The sequence below is a fragment of the Amycolatopsis acididurans genome, from assembly GCF_012328925.1.
In the GTDB taxonomy this organism is placed as follows: Bacteria; Actinomycetota; Actinomycetes; order Mycobacteriales; family Pseudonocardiaceae; genus Amycolatopsis_E; species Amycolatopsis_E acididurans.
The window spans coordinates 603,664-628,447 of sequence record NZ_JAAXLS010000002.1 but is presented as its reverse complement, the minus strand read 5'-3'; the positions used below and the strand labels follow the sequence as shown (position 1 = coordinate 628,447).

Here is a 24,784-nt window from a genome sequence, read left to right as displayed (position 1 = left end):
TGGCGACCGTGGGTGACGGGAAACTGACTCGACGCGGCACGGACACGCTCGCGACCGTGCTGCTGGGACACGCCGCGCGTACCCCGGACGCACCGTTCCTCGTCTTCGAACGTGCGCCGGGACGCGTGGAGCACACCACCTACCGCGAGCAGGCGGAGCGCGCGGCGCGGACCGCCGCCACGCTCGCCCGCCACGGCGTGCGCGCGGGAGAGCGGTTCTGCGTGAACCTGACCAACCGCCCCGAGTTCTACGACCTGTGGTTCGGCGCCGCGTTCCTCGGCGCGACCATCGTGCCGGTCAACCCGCTGTCCACTGTGGACGAGTTGGGGTACCTGGTGCGGCACGCGGGTTGCGAGGTCGTGGTCACCCAGTCCGACCTGGTCGGCACCGCGCACGGCACGGGTGCCGCGAAGGTGCTCGACGTCGATGCCCCATGGCTGGCCGAGGACGCACTGGACCAGCCCGCCGCGACGGACCCGGCCAGCACACTCGGGGTGCTCTACACCTCCGGCACCACCAGCAGGCCCAAGGGGGTGGAGGTCAGCCACGCGGCTTACCTGTTCTGCGGGGACGCCGTCGCCGGGCACCTGCGGGTGCGCCCGGACGACCGCCAGCTGATCGTGCTGCCGCTCTTCCACGGCAACGCCCAGTACTACTCCACGATGTCCGCGCTGGTGACCGGTGCGTCGATCGCGCTGGCCCCCAGGTTCTCCGCATCGCGCTGGTCCACGCAGGCCGCCACGCTCGGCGCCACCGTGGCCAGCCTGTTCGCCGCGCCGATCCGGATGATCCTCGCCGCCGATCCCGACGACAACGACACCGCCCACGCGCTGCGCGTGGTGATGTTCGCCCAGAACGTCACCGACCAGGCGCTGGCCACGTTCGAACGCCGGTTCGCCGTGCCGCTCGTGCAGCTCTACGGCATGACCGAAACCGTCGTGCCGCCGACGATCAACCCGCTCTACGAGGACCGGCGCGGGCGCAGCATCGGGCGGCCGCTGCCGGGCATCACGGTGCGGGTGGCCGGTCCTGACGACGAGGACGTGCCGTTCGGTGAGCCGGGGGAGCTGCTCGTCCACGGCGAGCCCGGCCGGACGATCATGACGCGGTATCTGCACGATCCGGAGGCCACCGCGACGACGCTGCGCGACGGATGGCTGCACACCGGCGACACGGTGACACTCGGTGCCGACGGCTACCTCGCGTTCGTCGACCGCCGCAAGGACATGATCAAGCGGGCCGGCGAGAACGTGGCGAGCGGTGAGGTCGAGCGCGTCGTCGACGAGCACCCGGCGGTGTTCGAGTCCGCGGCGGTCGGGGTGCCCGACGAGATGCGTGACGAGGCCATCCACGTCTACGTGGTCCGCCACCGAGGTGCCTCGCTCGAGGAAGAGGAGCTGCTGGCCCACTGCCGCGAGCGGATGGCGAAGTTCCGGGTGCCCGACCGGGTGATCTTCGTCGACGACCTGCCCCGCACATCGGTCGGGAAGATCCAGAAACACCTGATCCGCCGGAGGGAGGGACAGCACCCATAACCGGTATCGACGGTGCGCAGACCATACCCACACGATGAGGAGGCCCTCTCTCATGAAGCTCGCTCTCTACCTGCCCAACTTCCGCGACAAGGTGACCGTCCAGGAGCTGGAAGACCTGACCAATCTCGCCGAGGAACTCGATTTCGACTCCGTCTGGACACTCGACCGGATCGTCGTGCCGGAGGCATCCGATCGAGAGGAACTCCAGCACTCGTTCGGCATGATGACCGAGTTTCCCAAGGCGCTGCCGGTGTCCTCCCGCGGCGAATGGCTCCAGGGTTTCCCGTTGCTGCCCTGGCTCGCCGCGAAGACCTCCAAGGTGCGCATCGGCATGAGCATCATCGACACGCCGTTCCGCGCGCCCGGTGTGCTCGCCACCGAACTCGCCACCATCGACCAGCTCTCGCACGGCAGGCTCAACGTCGGTGTGGGCTCGGGCTGGATGCCGGAGGAATTCGCGGCCGCGAGTGCCGCGCACATCTTCCCCAAGCGGCACAAGCACGTCCGCGAGACGATCGAGGTCATGCAAGGGGTCTGGACCAACGATCTTTTCGAGTATCACGGGGAGTTCGCCGACTTCGACCTGTGCGGGTTCGCGTCCAAGCCCGTGCAGCAGCCGCACCCGCCGATCTTCTTCAGCGGCCTCAAGGACCCGGCGCGCTCGGCCAAACGCGTTTCCAAGTACGGGCTGGCCGGCTGGATCGGGATCCAGGACACCCCGGAAGAGCTCACCAACTGGCGCAACGCGATCCAGCGGGAACTCGAGGAACTCGGCAGCTCGCGCTCGGTCGACGACCTCGAGATCTCCAGCATGATCTGGTTCACGATCGCCGACGAGGAATCGGACCAGACGCCCGCCGGGAAGGCCACCAACCTGCTGGTGGGCACCGCCCAGCAGATCACCGACACGCTCAAGCGGTACAAGGAGGCCGGGCTGACGATGCCGATGCTCTGGCCGCCGTTCCAGGGCGTGCCGGTGTCCAAGACCCTCGACGATCTCAAGCGGTTGAAAGAGGAGATCATGCCCAAGGTCGAGGCGGCCTGACTCGGGCACCGCGGTTTTCGTTCGCGCTCAATGACAATCCGCATCACATTCACCTACGGAGGTCCAGCGATGTATCGCCTCACCGCCAGCTACGCCCACTCCGACGACCCCGCCGCGCTCGTGGCGCACTACCGCGACGTGCACGCCAAGCTCGGGGCGAAGCTGCCCAACGTGCGCTCCTTCAGCTGGGGAGTGTGCGAAACCCCCGACGGCTCGAAGCCGGCGCACGCCCTCGTCGCCGTGCTCGACTGGGACACCAAGGAGGCGGCATTGGCCGCGCTCGACTCACCGGCGGGCAAGGAGGCGGTGGCCGACCTGCAGAACTTCGCTCAGGCCGGGGTGGACCTGGAGTTCCAGGAGGTCCGGAAAGAGGTCTGAACCACGCGATTTTCGCACTAGCGAGGCAGGAGGGCCCGTACCCGCTCGGGTGCCGGCCCTCCTGGCTCGATGAGCACGACCGCGTCGTCGAAGCCGGCTTCGGCGTAGCGGTGGAGTTGCTCGCCGACGGGTCCGAGATCGTCCTCCGTGGACACCCGGATGGCGCACACGATCGCCCGCCGGCCACCGGCGGCCCGGTACCGCTCGTGGGCGTCGATGATCTCCTCACTCGTGCGGCGGACCGCCGAGGCCAGCCAGCCGTCGAACTCCCGTGCGGCCCGCTCGACCTTCGCGCCCCACGAACCGAGAAGCAGGGGCAACCGGCGGTTCGTGAACGCGGCGGGGGCGAGGTCGGCGTGTTCGTCCCGCCCCTGGGCGAGTAACACGCGCAGCCGCGCCAGATTCCGGTCGAAGGTCCGGAACCGCGCGGCGTAGTCCCGCTCGAAAGCGGCGTAGTCCGCATCGGTCGACCCGGGGCTGACGCCGAGCGTCAGGCGGTCGCCGCACACCGCCGACAGCGACAGGATCCGGTGTGCGAGGTCGGCGGGATGGTGAAGCGGGACCTGCACGGTCGCGGTCCCCAGCTCCACATCCTCGGTCGCGGTGGCGGCGACCGCCAGTGTCACGAACGGATCGGGGACCAGGAAGCCACGCCCGATCACCTGCGGGATCCACAGGCTCTCGAAACCCGCGTCGGCCAGCCGTTTCGCTCGTGTCGCGATGGAGAACGGCGGCGCCGGAGACAGATAGGCGAGCGTCGCACCCAAGCGCATGCACTCTTCCTAGCACAGAAGAGGCACCCGCCCGGCATGCACCGAATGCATACCAGTACATGTCGAACATGTGTTTGCTCAATGCGGTCGTGGTCGCTTCCAATGGGTTCATCGAAGACCGACCCGAGGTGAACCGATGACCGCTTCAGCTTTTCCCGTCTCCGACATCGACTTGTTCGACGACGCGGTGCTCGTCGACCCGCATCCCACCTACACGGCGTTGCGCGATCTCGGCGCCGTCGTCCATCTCCCCGCCAACGACGTGTACGCGCTTACGCGATACGACGTCATCCGCGACGCGCTGCGCGACTGGGAGACCTTTTCCTCCGCCGGGGCCATCGGCTTCAACCGCGCCGTCAACGACGCGCTGACCGGCACCTCCCTGGCCACGGACCCGCCGGAGCACACCCGCCTGCGCGCCACGCTGACCGAGAACCTCTCGCCGCGTGCGCTGCGTGAGCTCAAGAAAACCATCGAGGCCAAAGGCGACGCGCTCGTGGCGCGGCTGGCCGAGCAGGGCTCGTTCGAGGCGATCGACGCGCTGGCCCGCGCGTTCCCGCTCGAGGTGGTCGCCGACCTCATCGGATTCACCGGCCGCGTGCGGGACAGCATGCTGCGCTGGGGCCAGGCGGCGATGCAGGTGATCGGCCCGATGAACCAGCGCACCATGGAGAGCTTCCCGATCGCGGGGGAGCTGTACGAGTGGTGCTCGACGGTCACCGCCGGGGACCTGGCGCCCGGTTCCGTCGGCCGGGGCATCTTCGAAGCCGAGGCACGCGGCGCGATCCCGGTCGGCTCGGCCGGACCCATCATTCACCAGTACCTCGGTGCCGGCGTCGACACCACGATCGCCGCGATCGGCAACATCGTCGCGCTGTTCGCGGGCCATCCCGGGCAACTCGCGCTGGTCCGGCGGGAGCCGTCGCTGGTGCCGGCGGCGTTCAACGAGGTGCTCCGCTTCTGGGCCCCGGTGCACGCCTGGGGCCGCCGCGTCACCCGGGACGTCGAGATCGACGGCGTGCGGGTTCCCGCGGGCGCGCAGGTCGCGATCCTCTTCGGCGCGGGCAACCGGGATCCGCGGCACTTCGCCGATCCGGACGAGTTCCTGGTCGAACGCAATCCCGTGGATCACCTCTCGTTCGGGTACGGGCCGCACGGCTGCGCCGGCCAGGGACTCGCCCGGCTCGAAGCGCACGCCGTCATCGGCGCACTGGCCCGCCGCGTCGAGCGCCTGGTCATCGGCCAGGAGGTCCGCGTTCCCAGCAACATCACGCGCGGCATCGACGCGCTGCCCGTCCTGGAGGTCGTGCCCGCATGAAGATCATCCTGGACCGCCCGCGCTGCGAGGGGCACGGGCTGTGCGAGGAGGCCGCGCCCGGGCTGATGCACCTCGGTGACGACGGTGAGCTGGTCATCGACCGCGAGGACCTCGCCGACGGCGACATCGCCCAGGCCAGGGTGGCCGTCCGGGTCTGCCCGGTCGCGGCCCTGCGGCTCACATGAGCGCGCGGATCGACCGGATCGTCATCGTCGGCAACGGCGTCGGGGGACTCACCGCGGCCGACACGCTGCGCGACACCGGATTCGACGGGGAGCTGACCATCGTCGGGGACGAGCCACGCCCGGCCTACAGCCGTCCCGCGCTGTCGAAGGCGCTGCTGCTCGACGGCGACGACCTGTCCTCACACACACTGCCGCCGGCCACGCACGGCGCGCACGAGCTCCTCGGCGTCCGGGCGCGCGGGCTCGACATGGACGGCCGAATCGTGGTCCTCGACGACGGTTCGGCCCTGCCCTACGACCGGCTCGTCCTGGCCACCGGATCCCGCGCGCGGCGGCTGTCCGATCATCCCGGCGAGGTCACGCTGCGGGGGCTCGATGACGCACTGGCCCTGCGCGGCCGGCTCGCCGCGCGGCCGTCGGTCGTCGTGGTCGGCGGCGGTCCGCTCGGCATGGAGATCGCCTCGGCCGCGCTGGCCAGAGGCTGCCCGGTCACGCTCGTGTCCCAGGGACCTCCGCTGCGCACGCAACTCGGACCGCACCTGGCCGCCGTCATCGTGAAGGCGGCGCTCGAGCGGGGGCTGACCATTGTCGAGACCGGGGCCGCGCGCCTTGACGGCGCCGGTCATGTCCGCCTCGACGACGGCGCCGTCCTCGACACGGAGCTGGTGGTGACCGCGGTCGGCGACGTGCCGAACACGGGGTGGCTCGGGGCGAGCGGGCCGTTGCGCGTCGATTCACGGGGCCTGCTGCGGCCCGAGATCGCGGCCGTCGGTGATCTCGCGGCCGTTCCCACGCGCTACGGCAGGCGCCGCATCCCGTTGTGGCACAGCGCGATCGAGCAGGCGAAGGTCGCCGCGGTCGCGCTGCTGCGCGGTGAGGAAGCGGCCCCGCTGGAGTTCGAGCCGTACTTCTGGACCGAGCAGTTCGGGCTGACGCTCAAGGCGGTCGGCCACCTGCCGGTCGCGGGCATGCCCGCCTGCGTGGACGGGGAACCGGATGGGCCCGGGCTGCTGCGCTGGTCGCATGAGGACGGTGCCGGTGTGGCCGCCGCGGTGAACTACCGGATCCCGGTTCCCCGGCTGCGCCGGCTACGCGCGGGGGCCGCGTAGGGTTTCCCGGGTGAGCGATGAGGCGGCGGGCTCCGGGCTGGACCGGCTCGCATCGGTCAACCTCAATCTGCTGGTGCCGCTGCTCGCGGTGCTGGAGGAACGCTCGGTGACCAGGGCCGCCGAGCGAGTCGGCCTGTCCCAGTCCGCGATGAGTCACGCACTCGGGCGCATGCGGCGGCTGTTCGGCGACGACCTGATCGTCCGGCAGGGCAGCACCGCGACACTGACCCCGCGCGGGCTGGAGCTGATCGCGCCGTTGCGCGCGGTGCTGCAGCGGACCGCGGACCTGGTCAACTTCCCCGCCTTCGACCCGGCAACGGACCGGCGCGTCATCACGGTGGCGATGACGACCAGCACCGCGTTCGTGATCGGCGCGCGCCTGGGCCGTCTCGTGGCCGAACGCGCGCCGCGGGCGACCCTGCGCATCCGCACGATCACGGTGCCTACCGAGTCGACCTTCACCGAGCACGGCGTCGACGTCGTGCTCGTCTCGGAAGGATTCTCCTCGCCGCAGCCGAGGGAACGGCTCTACGACGACCGGATCGTCGTGGTCGCCTCGGTGGACACGTCCCCGGCGGCGACCGCGCTGGACCTGCTGACCACCCAGCCCCACGTCGTGGTCGACACCGAACGGCGGGTTTTCCCGTACTCGGTGCTCGACGAGCGTGGGGTCACGTATCGCGTCGGCCGGCTGATCTCCGATTTCCTGCTCGTCCCGTACCTGGTGGGCCGTGCGGGCGGGGTCGGGCTGCTGCGCTACCAGGTGGCGGCGCAGATGCGGTCACTACTGGAGCTGCGCATCGAGGAATTCCCGTTCCCCCTGCCGGGGCTCGGCATCGACATGGTCTGGAACCCGCATCTTGGCGACCAGCACTTCATCGCGTGGCTGCGCCAGCTGCTGTTCGACGCGGCCAAGGCGTGACCGGGGGTGGGGCGGCCGGACCGGCCGCCCCACCGGATTCAGTTGGGATAACCGGCGGGCGTGCCACCGGTCTGCACGGCGTAACCCGTTGCACTGCCGGAACCGCCGAGCGACGGACTGTCCATTGTGTACGCGATGTGGGCGTTGCCGTTCGGATCGGTGTCGACGCCGAAGTCGTCGAAGAGCTGCCGCCCGCCCGAGCACGTGACGCCGCCTTCGCAGATGGCCCCCTGGTGCACCGGCACGACTTGCTGCGTCGAGAAGCCACCCAGACCGCCGGTGGCGCTCTGTGCGAAGTAGACATACCAGGTGCGGGTGTCTGCCGCCCCCGGCGCGACGGTGTCCGGCGTGCCGTAGTAGACGAGGTCGACGCCGTTGCTGGTGGCGACGAGCCACGGGAACACCGCGTTCTTGGTCGTGCTCACCGGTCCCGAGCAGGTCCAGTGGTCACCGTGGTCGGCCGAGCGGGCGACGTAGACGGACGTGTCGTTGGAGACCGCGTAGTAGAGCGTGCCGTCCGGTGCGACCGAGATGTTGGGGAAGTTGTGGTCGAGGCCGGTCTTCCCGAACGACGTGGTGCACGGCACCGGCTTGGTGGTCCAGGACTGCCCGCCGTCGTCGGAGACCCCGACGAAGGCCTCGTCGTTCGTGGTCCCGGCGGCACTGCTCGGCGCGACGAAGCTCTGGTAGGCGAAGAACTGGCCGGCGACCGGAGACGGGTTGCGATGGTCGATGACCAGGTTGCCCAGCTCGTTGTTCGCGGCCTTGTAGTCGGTGTCCGGGATGACGCGGGAGGAGTGGACGTAGAGCGCACCGCCGTTGTCCGAGCGCAGGACATCGATGTTGTTGGTGAGGATGTCGTGATAGGTCAGCAGCGAGGTGTCGGCCCCGTAGGCGGCGATCCACTCCCGGTCGTCCAGCGGCAGCCCCGCCTGCACGGGAGTCTGGCTGAACGTCGCACCGTCGTCGGTGGACACCGCGACGTTGACCGAGCCCAGGTTCAGGCTCGCCACGTAGATGCGGTGCGTGCCCGCGCTCGACACGTCCGGCGCGAAGGCGCTGTCGGTGTCCCCGCCGGACAGGCCGAAGCCGTTGGTCGCGTTCGGTTGCCCCGCGTAGGTCAGGCCGCAGGGGCCCGCGGACGAGGGGCCGCGCCAGTACTGGCTTCCGCCGAGCAGGCCGTTCTCCGAGCTGATTCCGACGAGCCCGGTCGGCGAGACGTGAATGGACGGCTCGCCGGCCTGATTCTGGCCGCATCCGGCCTGCCCGACGGTCTGGACCTGCGGTTGGCCGGACGAGAACCAGCTGCCGGCCGCACCCGCCATGGGCGTCGCGGCTGTGATGGTGGCCGCGGCCAGTGCCGCGGCCGTGAGGGTTGCCGGCCATCGGCCGCTGAGGCCGCGCGGACGGAATCGGACCATCGTCACTCCTTTGTGCACACGCGGGCCATGCGGCAACGCGAGGTAACCGATCTACCACCTGAACGAGTGGTTGGCGGGTTGGTAACGCATCACTCCACAGTGGGCAAGGTGAGCACCTGGTCGCTGCTGCCGGTGGTGACGGTGACCGGGGTGGCGGCCAGCCCGGCGCGGTAGTTGAGGTCCCCGCTGGCCAGCATCACGCGGACGGCGTGCCCCGCCGCGAACTGGTGTGCGATCGCCGGGAGCGCGACGTGCACGAGACCGGTGGGGTCGGCGATCCGGGCCGGCGCGATCAGGTTGTGCACGAGGCTCTCGGTGCCGTCCGGCGCCACGTCGTAGAGCTTGGCGAACAACACCAGCTGCCCGCCGGGCCCGGTCTGGCTGCTCAGGGCCGCCGACGGCGCGTCCGCCCGGACGTCCAGCGTCGGCTGCCCGGCGACGTCGACCGGCGCGGTCAGCGGTGCGCTGGTCCAGGCCGCGTAGGTGCCGGGGAGGTTCGCGTCGGGCGGCATGTTCGCGGAGAACGCGTCGATCCCCGAGGAACTCGTGGGGAACCCGGCCGGTGGCGTGACGAAGCTCTGCGAGCCCGGCACGATCTGCCCGGTGCCCGGCACCAGCGCGCTTCCCGACAGGTAGAACGGGACGCCCTTGCCGGCCGGGTAGGCGGGCGCGGTGCCGTAGGCCGGTGCCGCGTTGCCGGTGTAGGGCACCCAGTCGCGGAAGTAGGCGAAGCCGGGGGAGGTGTCGGCGGGCCCGCCGGCCAGGTAGTGGTCGAACCAGGCCGTGACCCGGGCCGTCTCGTACTGTGCCTGCGGATCCGGATTGGACAGGTCGAGCTCGCCAGGGGCGGGCGTGAGCCCGGAATGTCCCCACGACTGCCAGATCATCTTCACCGGGGTGCCCTGCGCGCCGAGCGCCTGGTAGGTGGCGATGGCCTCGTTGAGGTTGAACAGCGTGTCGTTCTCACCCTGCATCAGCAGGACGGGCACGCGAACGCGATCGGTATAGGTGCTCACCGAAGCGTGCCGCAGCAGCGCGAGCGTGTCCGTCGTGGGATAGCCGAGCGTGCCGGCCGAAGCGAGATCCGGGCAGACGTCGGTGGCGAAGTTGGGGCAGCCGATGACGCGAGACGGGTCGTACTGGAAGCCGGTGGCGCTGTCGAGCAGGGCGCCGTCGGTGAAGAACAGCAACGGCCAGGTCAGCTTCGTGACCCCGGGGGTGTCCGAGGTGACGCCTGCCCGCAGATCGGTGTTGTTCGGGGTCAGCGAGTACGACAGGTCGTTCCAGGTGATGAGCGGGATGAGGGTGTCGATCCTGGGGTCGAGGGACGCGGCGGCGAACTGGACCTCGCCGCCGTAGGAGCCGCCGATCATGCCGACCCGGGGATCGTAGGCTTCGGCATTTCCGTTGTGGTCGCGCGCGTCCCGCTCGACGGCATCGAGCGCGGGTACCGGCTGGGTGTGCGCGGCGTCGGAGTAGGCGATCCCGGGTGCGCCGCCGAGGAAGCTGACGAGCTGGCGGGCCGCCTGCCCGTCCCAGTCCGGATCGTCCAAAGTGATCTTGCAACCGGAGCCGCCGAAACCCAGGCCGGAGTAGGAGAGCACCGCGTAGTCGCGGCCGGCGAAATACCGTCCGAGCCCGGCCTGATCGTCCTTGGAGCCGCCGAAGCCGTTGGTGGTCAGGATCGCGGGGACCCGGTGCCCCGGCCCGGCGTCGGCCGGCAGGTACAGATCGCCGACGATGTCGCAGCTTTCCACGCCGCCCGGCCCGACGAGGACGCTGAAATGCAGGGTCGTGACCGAGTAGGCCTGACCGGCGGCCGCGGTGGCCGTGGCGGGCGCGGCCCCCAGGAGCAGGAGAATCACCGTGAGCAGCTTGAGGGAGCGCATCGCACCTCGTCTTCCGCGTCGTCGCGTGATCGAGCACCACCCATAACGTGCCGGGTCCGATCGGGATACGCGGACACACGCCGCCGGGGAAATGAGTTCTCCACCAACCACAGGTCTTCGGCCGTGGCTGATTTTCCACTGAAGACAACTCGCTCTTACGGGTGGTATTACGGGTGTGCGGCGGGAAACCTTCGGGTATTCGTACGAGCCCCTTCGTTCCAATGAGGTGACGCGGGATGTTCGGCCAGATTCTTGACCCTGTGCACAGTGTGTTGGGAAGTACGTTGCTGGCGTTGCTGCCGGTCGCTGTGCTTCTGGTACTGCTGGCGGTGTTGCGCCTCTCGGCGTGGCAGGCGGTGATCATCGGCGCCATCGTCACGCTGCTGGAGTCCATTTTCATCTGGCGCGCCCCGGTCGGTGACTCGTTCACCGCGTACGGCCTGGGTGCCGCGACCGGGTTCTGGTCCATCGACTGGATCGTGTTCTGGGGCGTGATCGTCTATCACACGATGGTCGTGACCGGCGCGTTCGACGGATTCAAGCGCTGGCTGGTCAGGCAGGCGACGGCCGACATCCGCGTCCAGACGATCCTCATCGCCTGGGCGTTCGGCGCGCTGATGGAGGGCCTGGTCGGCTTCGGCTACCCGTGGGCGGTGGTGGCGCCGCTGCTGATCGGGTTCGGGATCGTGGACATCGCGGCCATCCGGGTCGCCGCGCTGGCCAACAACGCTCCGGTCTCCTACGGTGCCCTCGGCGCGCCCGTGATCGGGCTGGCCGCGGTGACCGGCCTGCCGCTGCTCGCGCTGTCCGCGGCGATCGGCAAGATCGTCGCGGTGCTCGCGCTGGTGCCGCCGTGGCTGCTGATCTATCTGGTCAGCGGCCGGCGAGGGTTCCGCAACGGGTGGCCGCTGGCGCTGGTGGGCTCGTTCGCCTACATCGCCGGCCAGTACCCGACCTCGCAGTGGCTGGGCCCGTATCTGCCCGACATCATCGGCTCTCTGGTGTGTTTCGGCGCGCTGCTCGTGCTGCTGCGGTTCTGGCGGCCGGCCGAACAGCTGGGCTTCGGTGGCCGCACGCTCAGTGCGAGCGAAGCCGAAGTGCACCTGAGCGGGCCCGGCACGGCGACCTCGACGTGGGCGGGCGCGGGCCGGGGGCTGCTGCCGTTCGGGATCCTGGTGGCGGTTGTCGTCGCCTGGACCGGCCCTTGGTCGCCACTTCCGGACTACAAGCTGTTCGCGCCGAAGGTGTCCGCGCTGTCCTCGCTGACCGGGAAACCGGTGAGCATCTCGTTCACCTTCGCGCCGTTCATCGCCGGCACCGCGATCCTGGTGAGCTGGCTGCTGATCTGCCTGTACCTGCGGCCCGGCCTCGCGCAGTTGCGCGAGGTTTTCGGCCGCACGTTCCGGCAGACGTGGGGCGCCCTGCTGGTCGGGCCGCTGATCTTCGGGCTGGCGCAGACGTTCAACTTCTCCGGCATGGCCAACTCGATGGCCAACGGTTTCGCCAAGGTCGGCACCGCGTACGTCGTGCTCGCGCCGATCCTCGGCTGGATCGCGGTCGCGCTGTCCGGCAGCAACACCTCCGCCAACGCGGTGTTCGGCCAGTTCCAGGCCACGGTGGGCAGGCTGCTCGGCGTCCCGGTGCTGCTGTTCCCCGCACTCAACTCGGTCGGTTCCGAGGTCGGCAAGCCCGTCGCGCCCCAGACGGCCAGCGTCGGGGTGGCCACGACCGGGCTGGTGCGCCAGGAGGGCAAGGTCATCCGCTACAACATGGGCTGGACGCTGGTGATCCTGGTGTATCTGATCGGCGTCGGCGCGTTGTTCTACTTCCTGCTCCCGAGCGCGATGCGGATCTAGCGGGGCCGCTGGGGTCTTTCGGCCTCCGGGCCGGGAGGCCGCTGGCCCTTCCAGCGGCGCCACGAATCCGGAGACCCTGGGGCAGTGGCACTGCGGGCGGCGCTGAGGTCGGTACGGCGATCGCGATGGCGGGTCGTCGTGGACTGGTTGCTGACGGCCGCCGGGATCGGCGTCGCGGTCTGGCAGGTGGCGCCCACCCTGGGCCCGATGGGCGAGTTCGGCGCGAGGCTGGGTGCGTTGCGCTGGGGCTGGCTCGCGGTCGGCATCGCCAGCGGTACCGCCTCCCTGGCCGTCTACGGGGAGCTCCAGCGCCGGCTGGTGATCTCGGGTGGCCATCCACTACGGACGAGCACGGCGCAGGCGGTCAACTTCATCGGCAACGCGATCGCACAGACCGTGCCCTCCGCCGGTGCCGCGGCGGGGGTGGCGTACACGGTCACGGCGCTGCGGCACCGGGGCGTCGACACCGGACTCTCGCTCTGGGCGACCACGGTCGCGGCCTTGCTGTCGGCGTCGATCCTCATCGTGGTCGCGCCGTTCGCACTGGCTTTCGACGGATTGCTCGGCTGGTGGCCTGCCGCCGGCCTGGCCGGGGGGCTCGCCGTGCTGTTCGGTGCCGCCGCGTGGCTCATGCAGCGGGCCACCTTGCTGGCCTGGATCGCGCGCGAAACCGTCGCGATCGCGCGGCACCTGCCGATCGTCCGCAGGCTGAGCTGGGTGTCCGCGGGCTCCGCGGCGCCCAGCCAGATCTCCGCCCGCATCGCGGGCCTGCGGCCGCGGCCGCGGGAGTGGGCCGGAGCGAGCACGCTCGCCTCGGTCAGCTGGCTGCTGGATGTGTGGGCGCTGGCCTGCTGCGCGCTGGCGGTGGCCGGTTCGGTGCCCTGGCCCGCGCTGATCCTCGGCTACCTGGCGGTCCAGGGCAGCATCGGGCTCCAGCTCACTCCCAACGGTGCGGGCCCCGCGGAGACCGGGCTGCTGGCCGCATTGACCAGTGCCGGCATGGCCGGGTCCACCGCCGCCACCGCCGTGCTGCTCTACCGGTGCGCCAGCTGGCTGTTGCCCGCGGCCGCGGGCTGGCTCACGTTCCTCGCCGTCGCGCGCCGTCCCCGGCGCTGACGGCGGCCGCTGTCAGCGGGACGGGTGGTCGGGGTCCATCCCGCCGGGGCCGCTTTCGGACGTGGCCTCGTCGGACCCGACGTCCTCGCCGGTCGGCGGCTGGTCGCGGTAGGTCGGCTCGGTGTGTTCGCCGGCGAAGTCGGCGTCTTCCTGCTCGCTCTGCGCCGTGACGGGATCGATGTCCGGTGAGCTCATGACCGAGACATACCCCGCGGTGCGAGCCCGCAACCGGAAGCACGCGAACCCGGGCGGCGCGGCAGAGTGCTACATTCACTGAGTGAGTGAGCCACTGAGTCACCGAGTCAGCCGCACCAACGTGGTGGACGCGGTCGCCGACAACCTGCGGGGTGAGATCCTTTCCGGGCGGTACGCGCCGGGGGAGTACCTGCCGCCGGCACGGGAACTGGCCGAGCGGTACGAGGTCACCCGCACCTCGCTCAAACATGCCCTCATGCGGCTGGTGGAGTCCGGGCTGCTGGAGATCCGCCACGGTGTCGGCACCCGCGTGCTCGATTACGAGCAGCGCGGCGGCCTCGACCTGCTCCCGATGCTCGTGGCCGCGAACGCGCCAGGCTGGGCCCAGTCGATCTTCGAGGTGCGGGCCGAGGTCGGGGCGCTCATCGCGGTGCGGGCCGCGGCGCGCGCGACCGACGAGCAGCGTGCCGGGCTGGGCGAGCTGGCCGGCCGGGTGCGGGCGGCCACGACCCCGGACGCCGCGCAGCTGGCCGAATGCGAGTGGCACCGGGCACTCGCGCGGGCCACCGGCAACCGGGTGTACCCGCTGCTGACGAACGTCGTGCTCGACACCTATCTGCGCCAGCGGCAGCTGCTGCTCGGCCCGTTCCTCGACCCCGGCGCCGCCGCCGACCGGCTCGATCCGCTGGACGCCGCGGTTCGCGAAGGGGCGCCGCGTCCGGTCGTGCACGAGCTGGCCACCGACTATCTCGAGCGGACCGGCCGCCTGATGATCGAAAGCATGTTGTCCGGCCAGGGCGGTGCGCGATGAGGACGACGTTCAGCGAGGTCATGGCGGGCAACGGCAGGCTCGCGCTCGACGTGGAGATGCCCGGCGTGCTGCACCCGTTCGTCGACGTGGTCGCGAACGCGAGCGGCCGGGTGGAGATGCCGGGGCTGGCCGACGACCCCGCCGCGACCGGAACGGTCGAGATCGCCCCGGTGACGCGCAGGCGCATCCGCTACCGGCTGGACTTCACCGCGCTGGACGGCAGGCGGCTGCACCTGGACGGGTGGAAATCCATTCGTTTCCTGCGTCCACTGTGGACGATGACGACGCTGCCCGCCACGGTCACCGATGCCTCCGGGGCGGTGGTCGCGGAGCTGTCGCTGCGTTTCGACATCCGGCGCGAGCTGTGGGCCATGCTGCGCAGCTTCCGGCTCGTGGGCGAGCACCTGCGTCCGAAGTGGAAGGGCCGCCGCGGCCGCTTGGAGGTCTGGTACACCACGCTCACCGATCCGGAGTCCGGCACCGGATTCTGGGTGCACCACGAGCTCGTCGCACCCACCTCGGGTGAACCCGCCTTCCTGCACGGCTGGGCCGCGGTGTTCCCGCCCGGGGAGACACCGGTGCTGGCCCGCTTCGGGCCCGAACGCCATCCGGCGCCGCTCAAGCTCGCCGCGGGCGAGGCCGGCGACGTGTCCTGGGATCTCCAGCCGCGTGGCGCGGAGCGGACGCTGTTCACGTTCCCGCGCTGGGCGTGGCTGACCGGGCTGCTGCCCGCGGCGCAGATCGTGCCGCGGCCCGCGGTGCGCTTTCAGGGCCGGATCCGGTGCGGGAAGCGGGAGTTCGCCCTCGAGAACGCGCCGGGCGCCACCGCGCACATCTACGGGCACGGCAACGCGCAGCGCTGGGCGTGGCTGCACGCCGATCTGGGCGACGGCGACGTGGCCGAAGTCGTCGCCGCGGTCTCGACGCGGCCCGGTATGCGCCGCCTGCCGCCGCTGCCGTTCGTCCGGCTGCGCCTCGGCGGCCGGGACCTGCCCGCCGGTGACCCGTTGCTCGGTGCGCTGCGGCTGCACGCCGAGCTGGACCTGCCGACCTGGCGCGTGCGCGGGCGCCTCGGTCAGTACACAGTGGACATCGAGGTCACCCAGCCGCCGGAGGCCACGGTCGCGGTCGACTATCAGGATCCGGACGGCAGTCCGGCCGTGTGCCACAACACCGAGCGGGCCACCGCGCACATCGTGCTGCGCCGGCGCGAGGGCGGTGCCTGGATCCCGCACCGGGAGTGGCATCTCGGGGGCACGGCGCACGCCGAGGTAGGCACCCGTGACTGACCGCGCGCTCACCGGCACGGTCGCCACCCTGCTGGGCACCGATCCGGTGCGGGCCCGCGAGGTCGCGGCCCGCCTCGGCACGTTGTCCGCGGCGTTCCCCCGCCCGGCCCGGCTCGGCCTGCGTGCGGGTGCCGGGCTGCTCGACACCGCGGCGCTGCTGACGACCGGCCGCAGGCTCGACCGCCTGCGCCCCGAACAGCGCGACGCCCTCTGCCGCGTCCTGGCCGGGCAGCCGCGCCTGGCCGCGGTCGCCGACCTGCTCAAGGTGCCCGCGTTGCTCGCAGGGTCGGGCACGGTGCTGCCGCCGGCGCCGGAACCGGCGCGGCCGGATGCCGCGCTCGACTGCACCCCGTCGGCGCACTGGCCCGCCCGCACCACCGCCGACGCCGTGGTGATCGGCTCCGGAGCCGGTGGTGCGATGGCCGCGCGGGAACTCGCCCGGGCCGGACTGTCCGTGGTGATCGTCGAGGAGGGCAGCCGGTTCGGGGTCGCCGACTTCCGTGACCGGGAACCGGTGGAGCGCTTCGCCCGGCTGTACCGCGACGGTGGCGCGACCGTCGCCTGGGGTGTGCCCCCGGTCGTGCTGCCGGTCGGCCGGGCCGTCGGCGGGACGACCGTCGTCAACTCCGGGACCTGCTACCGCCCACCCGCTCGCGTCCTCGCGCACTGGCGTTCCCGTGCGGGGGTGGCGCTGACCGACCGGATCGCCGAGCTCGTGCCGGAGGTCGAGCGGACCCTGCGCGTCGCCACCCAGCCGATGGCGGCGCTGGGCCGCAACGGCGGCCTCGCGCTCGCCGGGGCCGCGCGGCTGGGCTGGCAGGCGAGCCCGTTGCGCCGCAACGCCCCGGGCTGCGCCGGAAGCTGCCAGTGCGCGGTGGGCTGCCCGCGTAACGCGAAGTACGGGGTACACCTCAACGCCTTGCCCCAGGCATGCGAGGCGGGCGCCAAGATCGTGTCGGAACTGCGGGTGCACCGGATCCTCGTCGAGCGCGGGCGCGCCGCCGGTGTCGTGGCGCGACGGCCGGACGGCAGCTCGGCCGAGATCCTCAGCGACATCGTCGTGGTGGCCGCGGGTGCCACCGAGACGCCACCGTTGCTGTGCCGTTCGGGACTCGGCCGGCATCCGCAGCTGGGCCGCAACCTCGCGCTGCATCCGGCGGTCAGCCTGGCGGGGCGCTTCGACGAGGACGTCGAGGCGTGGCGGGGCGTCCTGCAGAGCGTGGGGATCGAGCAATGGCACGACAAGGGCGTGCTGATCGAGGCGACCTCGGCTCCTCCCGGTATGGGCACGTTCGTGCTGCCCGGCCTGGGCAGCGACCTGCGGCGGGAGATGGAGGCTTCGCCGCGGCTGGCCACGCTGGGCGCGATGATCGCCGACGAACCGGCGGGGCAGGTGCTCGGCCGTCGTGCGCCGCTGTTGCGCTACCAGCTGGCGCGCGACGATCTCGGCAAGCTTCGCACGGCGCTGTGCGCGATGGGCGAGGTGCTCTTCGCCGCCGGGGCGCGGGAAGTGCTCACCGGTATCGCCCGGTCGCCGCGCGCGAGTGACGTGACCGCCTTGCGGGACATCGTGGCCCGGACGCCGGCCGCACAGCTGCATCTCGCGGCGTTCCATCCGACCGGCTCGGCCCGTGCGGCCGCCGACCCGGAATCCGGGCCGGTGGACGGCCGGGGCCGCCTGCGCGGGGTCGACGGGGTGTACGTCGCGGACGCGTCGGTGCTGCCCAGCTGCCCGACGGTCAACCCTCAGGTGACCATCATGGCGATGGCGCTGGCGATCGGGGAGTGCGTGATCGCCGACCGCGGCGGGGCGTAACGGCGCCCGGCCCTATCCGCAGCGCCGGTTCCACGGCATCAGCGACAGCACGCGCGCCATCCCGCACGTGTTGCTGAGCGCGGAGAACGTCAGCCCCGCCCCGATGAAACCGGCGATCCATTTCAGCGGGTCGTAGGCCAGGCTCAGCAGCAGTCCGATCAGGACGAGCGTTCCGGCGGCCAGGCGTACCTGCCGTTCCATCGCCCACGGCGCGGACGCCGTGCGTTCGAGTTCGCCGCCATGCGCGGCCCAGGCGTCGATACCGCCCTGCAGTACGACCGAGGTGTCGATACCCGCGGCCGACAACAGCCGGCTCGCCTCGGCCGCCCTGGTTCCGGCCGCGCACACCAGCACGACCGGTCCGGTCGAGAATTCACCGAGTCGCCCGTGAATCTGTGAGACGGGAACGTTGATGGAATTCGGAATTCGGCTATGAGCGAACTCCGCAGGTGAACGGACGTCGACAACGCGAACGCTGTCGTTGGATTCGATCATCTGAACGACTTGAACGGCGTGCAAATGCTGGGCGTAATTCGCGGGCATCCTAGCTCCTGATTCCCGGACGGCGGCAGGGACCCACGGTGGGTCCTCGCATCACCGGCGGCACGGAAAACCTAGGGGCAGATTACCCGCCAGGGTATCGGCCGAACGAATGACTTTGGTTGCTCTACGTAGTTGCCTGAAACAGTGCCGTGCGGACTGGACGTGACCACCGTTCGTGAGATAAGAGTTGTAGCCGTCCGCCGTTCGTCCATTCACCAACGTGCGAGAGCGTCACCGAGGCTGCGTTTTCGTCAGAAGGCATCGAAGTGCCACACCAATCAGAAAATTCCGTTCCAAAAAAGGGGCACTCCGCCGAGATCCGCGGCAAAACCAGAATTTCACTCCGGGCTCGCGTGCTGGCGATCGCTTTGATCCCGAGCTTTGTGCTGCTCGCCGCGGGTGTGGGCATCAACGCTTACCTGATCATCGCCGCGGTCCACAAACGCGATACCGCGGTCCTGCTCAGCCGCGGCTACGGGCTCGCGGTACCGTTCATGCCCGCGATGACGCAGGAGCGCCGCGCGAGCATGGCGTTCGCGGTCGACGCGTCACCGCAGAACAGAGCCGCGCTCGACGAGTCACGCGCCGGCTTCAACCAGCTGCTGGGCCAGTTCAGCTCGATCTCGACGCAGGTCGCGGACGCGATGCCGGCGGGAGCGCGCGACGCGATCGGCTCGTTCGTGCAGTCGATGGCGCAGCTGCCGCAGATCCGCCAGCAGGTCGACACCGGCGGAGCTTCGCCCCTTGTCGTCTACTCCACGTACAACTCGATCGGCGACAAGATGATCGACGCCGCGGGCGCGATCGGCCGGGACTCCACGGACAAGGACGTGGCGCTGTTGCGCTCCAACGCCTCGGACCTCATGCGCGTCTCGGACTGGCTCGACCGCAGCAACTCGCTCGCGCTCGCGGTCTACCAGGAGCGCAGGCCTACCAGCGACGAGCTGGCCACCTACGACTCGCTCACCCACGCCTACCGCGCCGATATCGCCGCGATGCGTCCCCAGCTTCCCGCGGCGCAGCAACAGAAGATCGACGCGCTCGAGTCCTCATCGGACTGGAGTTTGCTCGGCACCGTCGAGAACGCCGTCGTGCGGCAGGGTTACGACCCCCGGCTGCGTGCGGACGTGGTCCCGCCGCTGCCCGCCACCGCCCAGCAGTGGCAGGACGCCGTCCGGCAGGTCTCGGCCACGGTCAGTGCCATCGGCCTCGGTGATCTCGGCAGCGCGGCCGCCACGGCCGAGCAGCAGTCCGCGGACGACACCCTGCAACGTTCGGTGATCACGGCCGCGGCGAGCCTGGTGCTCGCGGTTGTCGCGCTGCTGGTGGCGGTGCGGATGGGTAACGATCTCGTGCGTCGCCTGCGCCGGCTGCGGGCGGACACGCTCGCCGCCGACGAACGGCTGCCCGAGGTGGTCGGCCGCATCCGTGACGGCGAGCAGGTCGACGTCACCAAGGAAGTGCCCGCCCTGGACTACGGTGGCGACGAGATCGGCGAGGTCGCCGATGCCTTCAACAAGGCGCAGCAGGCCGCGGTCGCCGCCGCGGTGGAGGAGGCCCGGCTGCGGGAGGGCACGAACGCGGTGTTCCTCAACATCGCCCGGCGCAGTCAGGCCGTGGTGCACCGGCAGCTGCAGGTGCTCGACAAGGCCGAGCGCGCCGCCGACGATCCAGACCAGGTCGAACTGCTGTACCAGCTGGACCACCTGAGCACCCGTGAGCGCCGCAACGCCGAGAACCTCATCGTGCTCGGCGGTGGCCAGCTCAGCCGCCAGTGGCGCAACCCGGTGGGGCTGCTCGACATCGTCCGCGGCGCCGTCGCCGAGACCGAGCAGTACAACCGGGTCTCGTTCGGCCGGATTCCGGAGCTGCAGGTCAGCGGCCGGACCGTGGCCGACCTGATGCACCTGCTCGCGGAACTGGTCGACAACGCGATCGTGTTCTCCCCGCCCGACTCGCGCATCGAAGTGCGCGGCAACCCGGTCGGCAAGGGCGCCGTGATCGAGATCGACGACCAGGGGCTCGGGATGTCGCCGGAGGAACGCGAGCAGGCGAACGCGATGTTCGAGGATCCACCGGACTTCGGCGTGATGGCGCTGAGCCAGGACACGCGCATCGGCTTCTTCGTGGTGGCCAGGCTCGCCCACCAGCACGACATCCGGGTATCGCTGCTGGAGTCCTCCTACGGTGGCGTTCGTGCCGTGGTGGTCGTCCCCAACGACGCGCTGGTTTTGCCGAAGCTGCTCGAACCCGCCGAGGGGCCACACACGGACTGGTTCGACACGGTGGCGCCCGTGCAGCCCGCACCGGCTCCGGAACCGTTACGCGCCAATGGAAGCGCGAACGGCGCGCACCATCGGTCCACAGTGAGGACTCTGCCCGAGAGCACCCCGGTGGCGCCGGTGCAGGCGGCGACGGACGACCGTCCACCACTGCCGAAACGCCGGCGTCAGGCGAACCTCGCTCCTCAGCTGCACGAAGAGCCGGAATCGGTGGACTCCGTCGATACCGGCAACGAGGCGACCGCCCTCGAGGCGGGGAACGTGATGGCGGCCTTCCAGGAAGGCACGCGCCGCGGCCGGACCGAAGACGAACCCTGGCACGACTGAGTCGAGCCACGGAAACGAGGATCTTGTGGATCAGAAAACCAGAAAAAAAGACGTCAACTGGCTGCTCGACGACTTCGTCGACCGAGTCGTCGGCATCGACAGGGCGGTGCTGCTGACTTCGGACGGTCTGCTCATGGGCCGCTCCCGCGGACTGTCCGAAGAGGACGGTGAGCATCTGTCCGCGATGGCGTCGGCCTTCCAGAGCCTCTCCCGCGGCGCCGCCCGGCACTTCAGCAGCGGTGGCGTGCGGCAGACCATGGTGGAAATGGACAAGGCGTTTCTCTTCGTCATGGCCGCCGGGCGCGGTGCGTGCCTGGCCACCCTCGCCGCCCACGAGGCCGACCTGGGGCTCGTGGCATACGAGATGAACCGCCTCGTCAAGCGGGTCGGCGTGAACATGTCGGCCTCGCCCCGTCCGGTCGAAGCCCCGAACGGCAAGCCACATGACCGGCGGTGAGCACGATGCCGGATCCGGGACACGACGAGCAGGGGCCGGTGGTGCGGCCCTACTTCCTGACAGGCGGGCGCAGTCGTCCGGCGCGTACCGACCTGGAGCTGATCACCCTCGTGGTGTCGGTCACCGACGGGATCCGCGAAGCGGTCAGCCCGGAGCACGCGGAGATCGTGCGACTGTGCGAGCAGCCGTGCTCGGTCGCGGAGGTCTCCGCGCTGATGAGCCTGCCGCTGATGGTGGTGAAGGTCCTGCTGAGCGACCTGATCGACCGTGGTTATCTGATCCACCGGTCGCCGCCGCCGGCGAACGAGATTCCCAGCCGAGAACTACTCCAGGCGGTCCTTGATGGCATCCGAAGGCTCTGAACGGCTCGCCACGGCGGTCAAGATCCTGGTCGCCGGAGGGTTCGGCGTCGGGAAGACGACCATGGTGGGTGCGGTCAGCGAAATCCGTCCACTGCGGACCGAGGAGGTCCTCAGCGACGCCGGTGAAGGCGTGGACGACCTCTCCGGCGTCGAGGCCAAGACGACCACGACGGTCGCCATCGACTTCGGCCGGATCACGATCAGCCCCGAGCTGGTGCTGTACCTGTTCGGGACACCGGGGCAACAACGGTTCTGGTTCATGTGGGACGAGCTGGCCAGCGGTTCGCTCGGGGCCGTGGTCCTCGTCGATCCGCGGCGGCTGGACACGAGCTTCGCCGCGGTGGACTTCTTCGAGCGCCGCGGCGTGCCGTTCGTGGTCGGCGTCAACTGCTTCGACCAGGCGCCGGTGTACCACCCCGACGAGGTGCGCGACGCACTCGACCTGCCCGCCGAAACGCCGGTGGTGCTGTGCGACGCGCGCTACCGCGAGCCGGGCAAGAACGTACTGGCGACACTGCTGGAACACCTGATGCTGCTGGGCGATCGCCAGTGGGCGGGATACCGGCCGGGCGTGCGTTGAGCGGTTCCGGGACGTGTCGCGCCCGGGGCCGTGCGCCATGATGGCGCGGTGGGACAAGAGGCCGGTTTCGACGAGGTGGACGTGTCCATCCTGGACGCGATGCATGTCAACCCCCGGGTGAGTTTCGAGAAACTGGGGCCCGCGCTGGGGTTGTCGCCGGCGACGGTGTCGCGGCGGTGGCAGCGGTTGGCGGCGTCGGGCCGGGTGTGGGTGTCGTCGGTGCCGGGGCCCCAGGTGGCACTCGTGGGCGCGGTCTGCGAAATCGAGGCCGTGCCGGGACAGGCGCACGACGTCGCCCGGGCGCTGGCCGGGATGCCGCACGTGGTGTCGGTGTATCTGACCAGCGGTGACCACGACCTGGCCGCGCTCGTGTTCGCCGCCGGCATGCGGGAGCTCACGGCGCTCCTGCTCGGTATTCCGGCGGCCGTCGCGGGGATCGCCCGGGTGCGCACGCACGTCGGCATCGCGTGGTACAGCGACGCGCAGTGGCGGCTCGGCGCGATCAGTTCGCGGGAGGAGCGCGAAGTACGGGACGGCACGCGGCCCGGGCAGCCGTCGTTGTGGCGCGGGCAAGTCTACAGCGAGCAGGACCGCGCGCTGTATCTGGCGCTGCAGCCGGACGGGCGGGCGCGGTACCGGGACCTCGCGGCGCGGCTCGACACCCCGGAGCACCTCGTGCGGCGGCGGATCGCCGAGCTGGTGCGGCGGGAACTGCTGGCGTTCCGGACCGACTTCGCGCGCGGCGAGGGCGGCTGGCCCGCGCAGGTGATCCTGTGGCTGTCCGCGCCCGGCGACTCGCTGCACGACGCGGGGCTCGCGATCGGTGCCTGGCGGGAAACGCGGATCTGCCTGTCGGTGGTCGGGACGGCGAACCTGTTCGTCGTGGTGCAACTGCACCGGCTGGCCGAACTCGGCGATCTGCTGGCGCGGCTCGGGCCCGGTGTCGCGGTCACCGACCAGCGGGTGGTCCTGCGCCCGGTGAAGTCCTGGGGCCGGCTGCTGGATCCGGACGGGCACGCCACCGGGCTGGTGCCGGCCGACCCGTGGAGCCCGGTCACCGACAAGAACCTCGACACCGGCAGCTGATCCGTCGCATTCCCGCAGCCGGCCCGCGCCTGGCGTCTGTTTCCCGCATTTCGGCGGAGTGCGTCGGTGCCGCCGCTTCACTGCGACCATGACGACCACCCCGAACGGCGTGACCGTGCCCCTGGCCGAGTGGGTCGCCGGGCTCCGCCTCGCCGACATCCCCGAGCCGACCCGGACCCGCGCGAAACACCTGCTGCTCGACGGCGTCGCGTGCGGCCTCGTCGGCGCGCAGCTGCCGTGGTCCCGGGTGGCGGCCGATGCGGTGCTGGCGCTGGAAGGCACCGGCGACGCCGTCGTACTCGGCACCGGGCGGACGACGAGCGCACCCGCCGCCGTGCTGCTGAACAGCACGTTCATCCAGGGGTTCGAACTGGACGACTTTCATCCGCTGGCACCCCTGCACAGCAACTCGCTCGTCCTGCCTGTGCTGCTCGCGACCGTCGGCACCGGTGCCGACGCACTGACGGCCGCGGTGGCGGGTTTCGAGGTCGGACCGCGCGTGGGGCTGGCGCTGCACGGCGCGGAGATGCTGTCGCGGGGCTGGCATTCCGGCCCGGTGTTCGGCACGCACACGGCCGCGATGGCAGCGGGCAAGCTGCGCGGGCTGGATTCCCGGGGCCTGGAGGACGCGCTGGGCATGGCCGGGACGCAGTCCGGCGGGTTGATGGCCGCGCAGTACGAGGCGATGTCCAAGCGGATGCAACACGGGTTCGCCGCCCGCAACGGCTTCTACGCCGCCGGGCTGGCGGCGGCCGGTTACACCGGCATCAAGCAGGTGTTCGACCGGCCCTACGGCGGTTTTCTCGCGGTGTTCGGCGAGGGTCACGACCCGGACGCGAGCCAGATCGTGGCCGGTCTGGGCCGGCAATGGCACACCGACGTCATCATGGTCAAGTCCTACGCGGCACAGGGCGGGCTGCACGGCACCATCCAGGCGGTGCTGGAGCTGCGTGCCGAGCACGACATCGACCCGGCCGCCGTGGAGCACATCGAGATCCGGGTCGGGCACGCGGTGTACCACCACGGCTGGTGGAAGCCACAGCGGCCGCTGACGTCGATCGGCGCGCAGATGAACCTCGGGTACGCGGCCGTGGTGGCCCTGCTGGACGGCGCGGTCATGCCCCAGCAGTTCACCGAGGACCGGCTGGATGCCGAGGACGTGTGGGCGCTGCTGGACCGGGTCGACGTGCAACTGGACGAGAGCATCGAGGGCGGCGCGCCGCAGGAGCGCTTCGCCACCGAGCTGACGATCACCCTGGCGGACGGCGCCGTTCGGCATCGCCGGATCGAGCAGCCCCACGGCGGCCCGGCGGACCCGGTGACCAACGACGAGCTGGTCGGCAAGTACCGGGCGCTCGTCGGCCCGCTCGTGCCGCCCGCGCGCCTGGCCGCGATCGAGAAAACCGTGCTGCGCCTGGACGAATTGACCGATCTCGGCGAGCTCGCCGAGCTGCTCGCGCCACCGGTGGCGCGAGTGCTGGACTGAAGG

23 protein-coding genes are annotated in these 24,784 nt (G+C 70.7%); 18 read left to right on the top strand and 5 right to left on the bottom strand.

Annotation, left to right across the window (positions count from 1 at the left end):
- Positions 1 to 8 precede the first annotated feature (8 nt).
- From HFP15_RS06415 to HFP15_RS06405, 3 genes are all read left to right on the top strand, one after another.
- The gene (locus tag HFP15_RS06415; protein WP_210716746.1) at positions 9 to 1,535 is read left to right on the top strand and encodes an AMP-binding protein; all 1,527 of its coding nucleotides are present in this window, start codon (positions 9 to 11) and stop codon (positions 1,533 to 1,535) included.
- A 52-nt stretch (positions 1,536 to 1,587) separates the two neighbouring features.
- Positions 1,588 to 2,580, top strand: a complete 993-nt coding sequence (locus HFP15_RS06410; protein WP_168512374.1) for an LLM class flavin-dependent oxidoreductase — start codon at positions 1,588 to 1,590, stop codon at positions 2,578 to 2,580.
- Between the two features lie 69 nt (positions 2,581 to 2,649).
- Positions 2,650 to 2,958 (top strand): EthD family reductase, encoded by a 309-nt coding sequence (locus HFP15_RS06405; protein WP_168512372.1) that lies wholly within the window; start codon positions 2,650 to 2,652, stop codon positions 2,956 to 2,958.
- A 17-nt stretch (positions 2,959 to 2,975) separates the two neighbouring features.
- Here HFP15_RS06405 and HFP15_RS06400 read toward each other — a convergent pair whose 3' ends face one another.
- The gene (locus HFP15_RS06400) at positions 2,976 to 3,731 is read right to left on the bottom strand and encodes an LLM class flavin-dependent oxidoreductase (RefSeq protein ID WP_168512370.1); all 756 of its coding nucleotides are present in this window, start codon (positions 3,729 to 3,731) and stop codon (positions 2,976 to 2,978) included.
- 136 nt (positions 3,732 to 3,867) lie between these two features.
- On the opposite strand from HFP15_RS06400, the gene HFP15_RS06395 reads away from it, so the two are divergent.
- Genes HFP15_RS06395 through HFP15_RS06380 form a run of 4 tightly spaced genes read left to right on the top strand, consistent with a single transcriptional unit; the run spans position 3,868 to position 7,265 of the window.
- Positions 3,868 to 5,049 (top strand): cytochrome P450, encoded by a 1,182-nt coding sequence (locus tag HFP15_RS06395; RefSeq protein WP_168512368.1) that lies wholly within the window; start codon positions 3,868 to 3,870, stop codon positions 5,047 to 5,049.
- Complete coding sequence (locus HFP15_RS06390; RefSeq protein WP_168512366.1) at positions 5,046 to 5,234, top strand: ferredoxin; 189 nt, start codon at positions 5,046 to 5,048, stop codon at positions 5,232 to 5,234. The genes HFP15_RS06395 and HFP15_RS06390 overlap by 4 nt, the downstream gene beginning before the upstream one ends.
- Positions 5,231 to 6,343 carry an NAD(P)/FAD-dependent oxidoreductase gene (locus HFP15_RS06385; protein ID WP_168512364.1) on the top strand — a complete coding sequence of 371 codons (1,113 nt, stop codon included), beginning with the start codon at positions 5,231 to 5,233 and terminating at the stop codon, positions 6,341 to 6,343. The genes HFP15_RS06390 and HFP15_RS06385 overlap by 4 nt, the downstream gene beginning before the upstream one ends.
- A 10-nt stretch (positions 6,344 to 6,353) precedes the next feature.
- Positions 6,354 to 7,265, top strand: coding sequence for a LysR family transcriptional regulator (locus HFP15_RS06380; RefSeq protein ID WP_168512362.1), 912 nt, complete (start codon positions 6,354 to 6,356; stop codon positions 7,263 to 7,265).
- Positions 7,266 to 7,303: 38 nt separating this feature from the next.
- Here HFP15_RS06380 and HFP15_RS06375 read toward each other — a convergent pair whose 3' ends face one another.
- Complete coding sequence (locus HFP15_RS06375) at positions 7,304 to 8,686, bottom strand: sialidase family protein (protein WP_168512360.1); 1,383 nt, start codon at positions 8,684 to 8,686, stop codon at positions 7,304 to 7,306.
- Positions 8,687 to 8,775: 89 nt separating this feature from the next.
- On the bottom strand, positions 8,776 to 10,575 hold the full coding sequence (locus HFP15_RS06370; protein WP_168512358.1) for a CocE/NonD family hydrolase: 1,800 nt from the start codon (positions 10,573 to 10,575) through the stop codon (positions 8,776 to 8,778).
- Between the two features lie 236 nt (positions 10,576 to 10,811).
- Here HFP15_RS06370 and HFP15_RS06365 point away from each other — a divergent pair, with 236 nt between their 5' ends.
- Together HFP15_RS06365 and HFP15_RS06360 are read left to right on the top strand one after the other, a co-directional pair.
- Complete coding sequence (locus HFP15_RS06365; RefSeq protein ID WP_168512356.1) at positions 10,812 to 12,431, top strand: L-lactate permease; 1,620 nt, start codon at positions 10,812 to 10,814, stop codon at positions 12,429 to 12,431.
- 84 nt (positions 12,432 to 12,515) lie between these two features.
- On the top strand, positions 12,516 to 13,547 hold the full coding sequence (locus tag HFP15_RS06360; protein WP_168512354.1) for a lysylphosphatidylglycerol synthase transmembrane domain-containing protein: 1,032 nt from the start codon (positions 12,516 to 12,518) through the stop codon (positions 13,545 to 13,547).
- A gap of 12 nt (positions 13,548 to 13,559) precedes the next feature.
- Here HFP15_RS06360 and HFP15_RS06355 read toward each other — a convergent pair whose 3' ends face one another.
- Entirely contained in the window at positions 13,560 to 13,742 is a 183-nt protein-coding gene (locus HFP15_RS06355; RefSeq protein ID WP_168512352.1) for a hypothetical protein, read from the bottom strand.
- Between the two features lie 82 nt (positions 13,743 to 13,824).
- Between HFP15_RS06355 and HFP15_RS06350 the strand changes: the two genes are divergently transcribed.
- From HFP15_RS06350 to HFP15_RS06340, 3 genes are read left to right on the top strand one after another with little or no spacing between them, the layout of a single operon-like run.
- Positions 13,825 to 14,553, top strand: coding sequence for a FadR/GntR family transcriptional regulator (locus HFP15_RS06350; protein WP_210716744.1), 729 nt, complete (start codon positions 13,825 to 13,827; stop codon positions 14,551 to 14,553).
- A complete protein-coding gene (locus HFP15_RS06345; RefSeq protein WP_210716743.1) occupies positions 14,550 to 15,842 on the top strand; it encodes a tocopherol cyclase family protein in 1,293 nt (430 codons plus the stop codon). The genes HFP15_RS06350 and HFP15_RS06345 overlap by 4 nt, the downstream gene beginning before the upstream one ends.
- The gene (locus tag HFP15_RS06340) at positions 15,835 to 17,658 is read left to right on the top strand and encodes a GMC family oxidoreductase (protein WP_168512351.1); all 1,824 of its coding nucleotides are present in this window, start codon (positions 15,835 to 15,837) and stop codon (positions 17,656 to 17,658) included. The genes HFP15_RS06345 and HFP15_RS06340 overlap by 8 nt, the downstream gene beginning before the upstream one ends.
- Before the next feature lie 12 nt (positions 17,659 to 17,670).
- Here HFP15_RS06340 and HFP15_RS06335 read toward each other — a convergent pair whose 3' ends face one another.
- Positions 17,671 to 18,153 carry a rhodanese-like domain-containing protein gene (locus HFP15_RS06335; RefSeq protein WP_246271392.1) on the bottom strand — a complete coding sequence of 161 codons (483 nt, stop codon included), beginning with the start codon at positions 18,151 to 18,153 and terminating at the stop codon, positions 17,671 to 17,673.
- Between the two features lie 401 nt (positions 18,154 to 18,554).
- Here HFP15_RS06335 and HFP15_RS06330 point away from each other — a divergent pair, with 401 nt between their 5' ends.
- The 6 genes from HFP15_RS06330 to HFP15_RS06305 all read left to right on the top strand — a co-directional run bounded on the left by HFP15_RS06330 (position 18,555) and on the right by HFP15_RS06305 (position 24,781).
- Entirely contained in the window at positions 18,555 to 20,810 is a 2,256-nt protein-coding gene (locus HFP15_RS06330) for a sensor histidine kinase (protein ID WP_168512347.1), read from the top strand.
- A 25-nt stretch (positions 20,811 to 20,835) separates the two neighbouring features.
- A complete protein-coding gene (locus HFP15_RS06325; RefSeq protein WP_168512345.1) occupies positions 20,836 to 21,267 on the top strand; it encodes a roadblock/LC7 domain-containing protein in 432 nt (143 codons plus the stop codon).
- Between the two features lie 5 nt (positions 21,268 to 21,272).
- The gene (locus HFP15_RS06320) at positions 21,273 to 21,629 is read left to right on the top strand and encodes a DUF742 domain-containing protein (RefSeq protein ID WP_168512555.1); all 357 of its coding nucleotides are present in this window, start codon (positions 21,273 to 21,275) and stop codon (positions 21,627 to 21,629) included.
- Entirely contained in the window at positions 21,610 to 22,209 is a 600-nt protein-coding gene (locus HFP15_RS06315; protein WP_168512343.1) for a GTP-binding protein, read from the top strand. The genes HFP15_RS06320 and HFP15_RS06315 overlap by 20 nt, the downstream gene beginning before the upstream one ends.
- A 48-nt stretch (positions 22,210 to 22,257) precedes the next feature.
- Positions 22,258 to 23,295 carry an Lrp/AsnC family transcriptional regulator gene (locus HFP15_RS06310; protein WP_210716742.1) on the top strand — a complete coding sequence of 346 codons (1,038 nt, stop codon included), beginning with the start codon at positions 22,258 to 22,260 and terminating at the stop codon, positions 23,293 to 23,295.
- A gap of 88 nt (positions 23,296 to 23,383) precedes the next feature.
- Positions 23,384 to 24,781, top strand: coding sequence for an MmgE/PrpD family protein (locus HFP15_RS06305; RefSeq protein WP_168512341.1), 1,398 nt, complete (start codon positions 23,384 to 23,386; stop codon positions 24,779 to 24,781).
- The last annotated feature ends 3 nt before the right edge of the window (positions 24,782 to 24,784 follow it).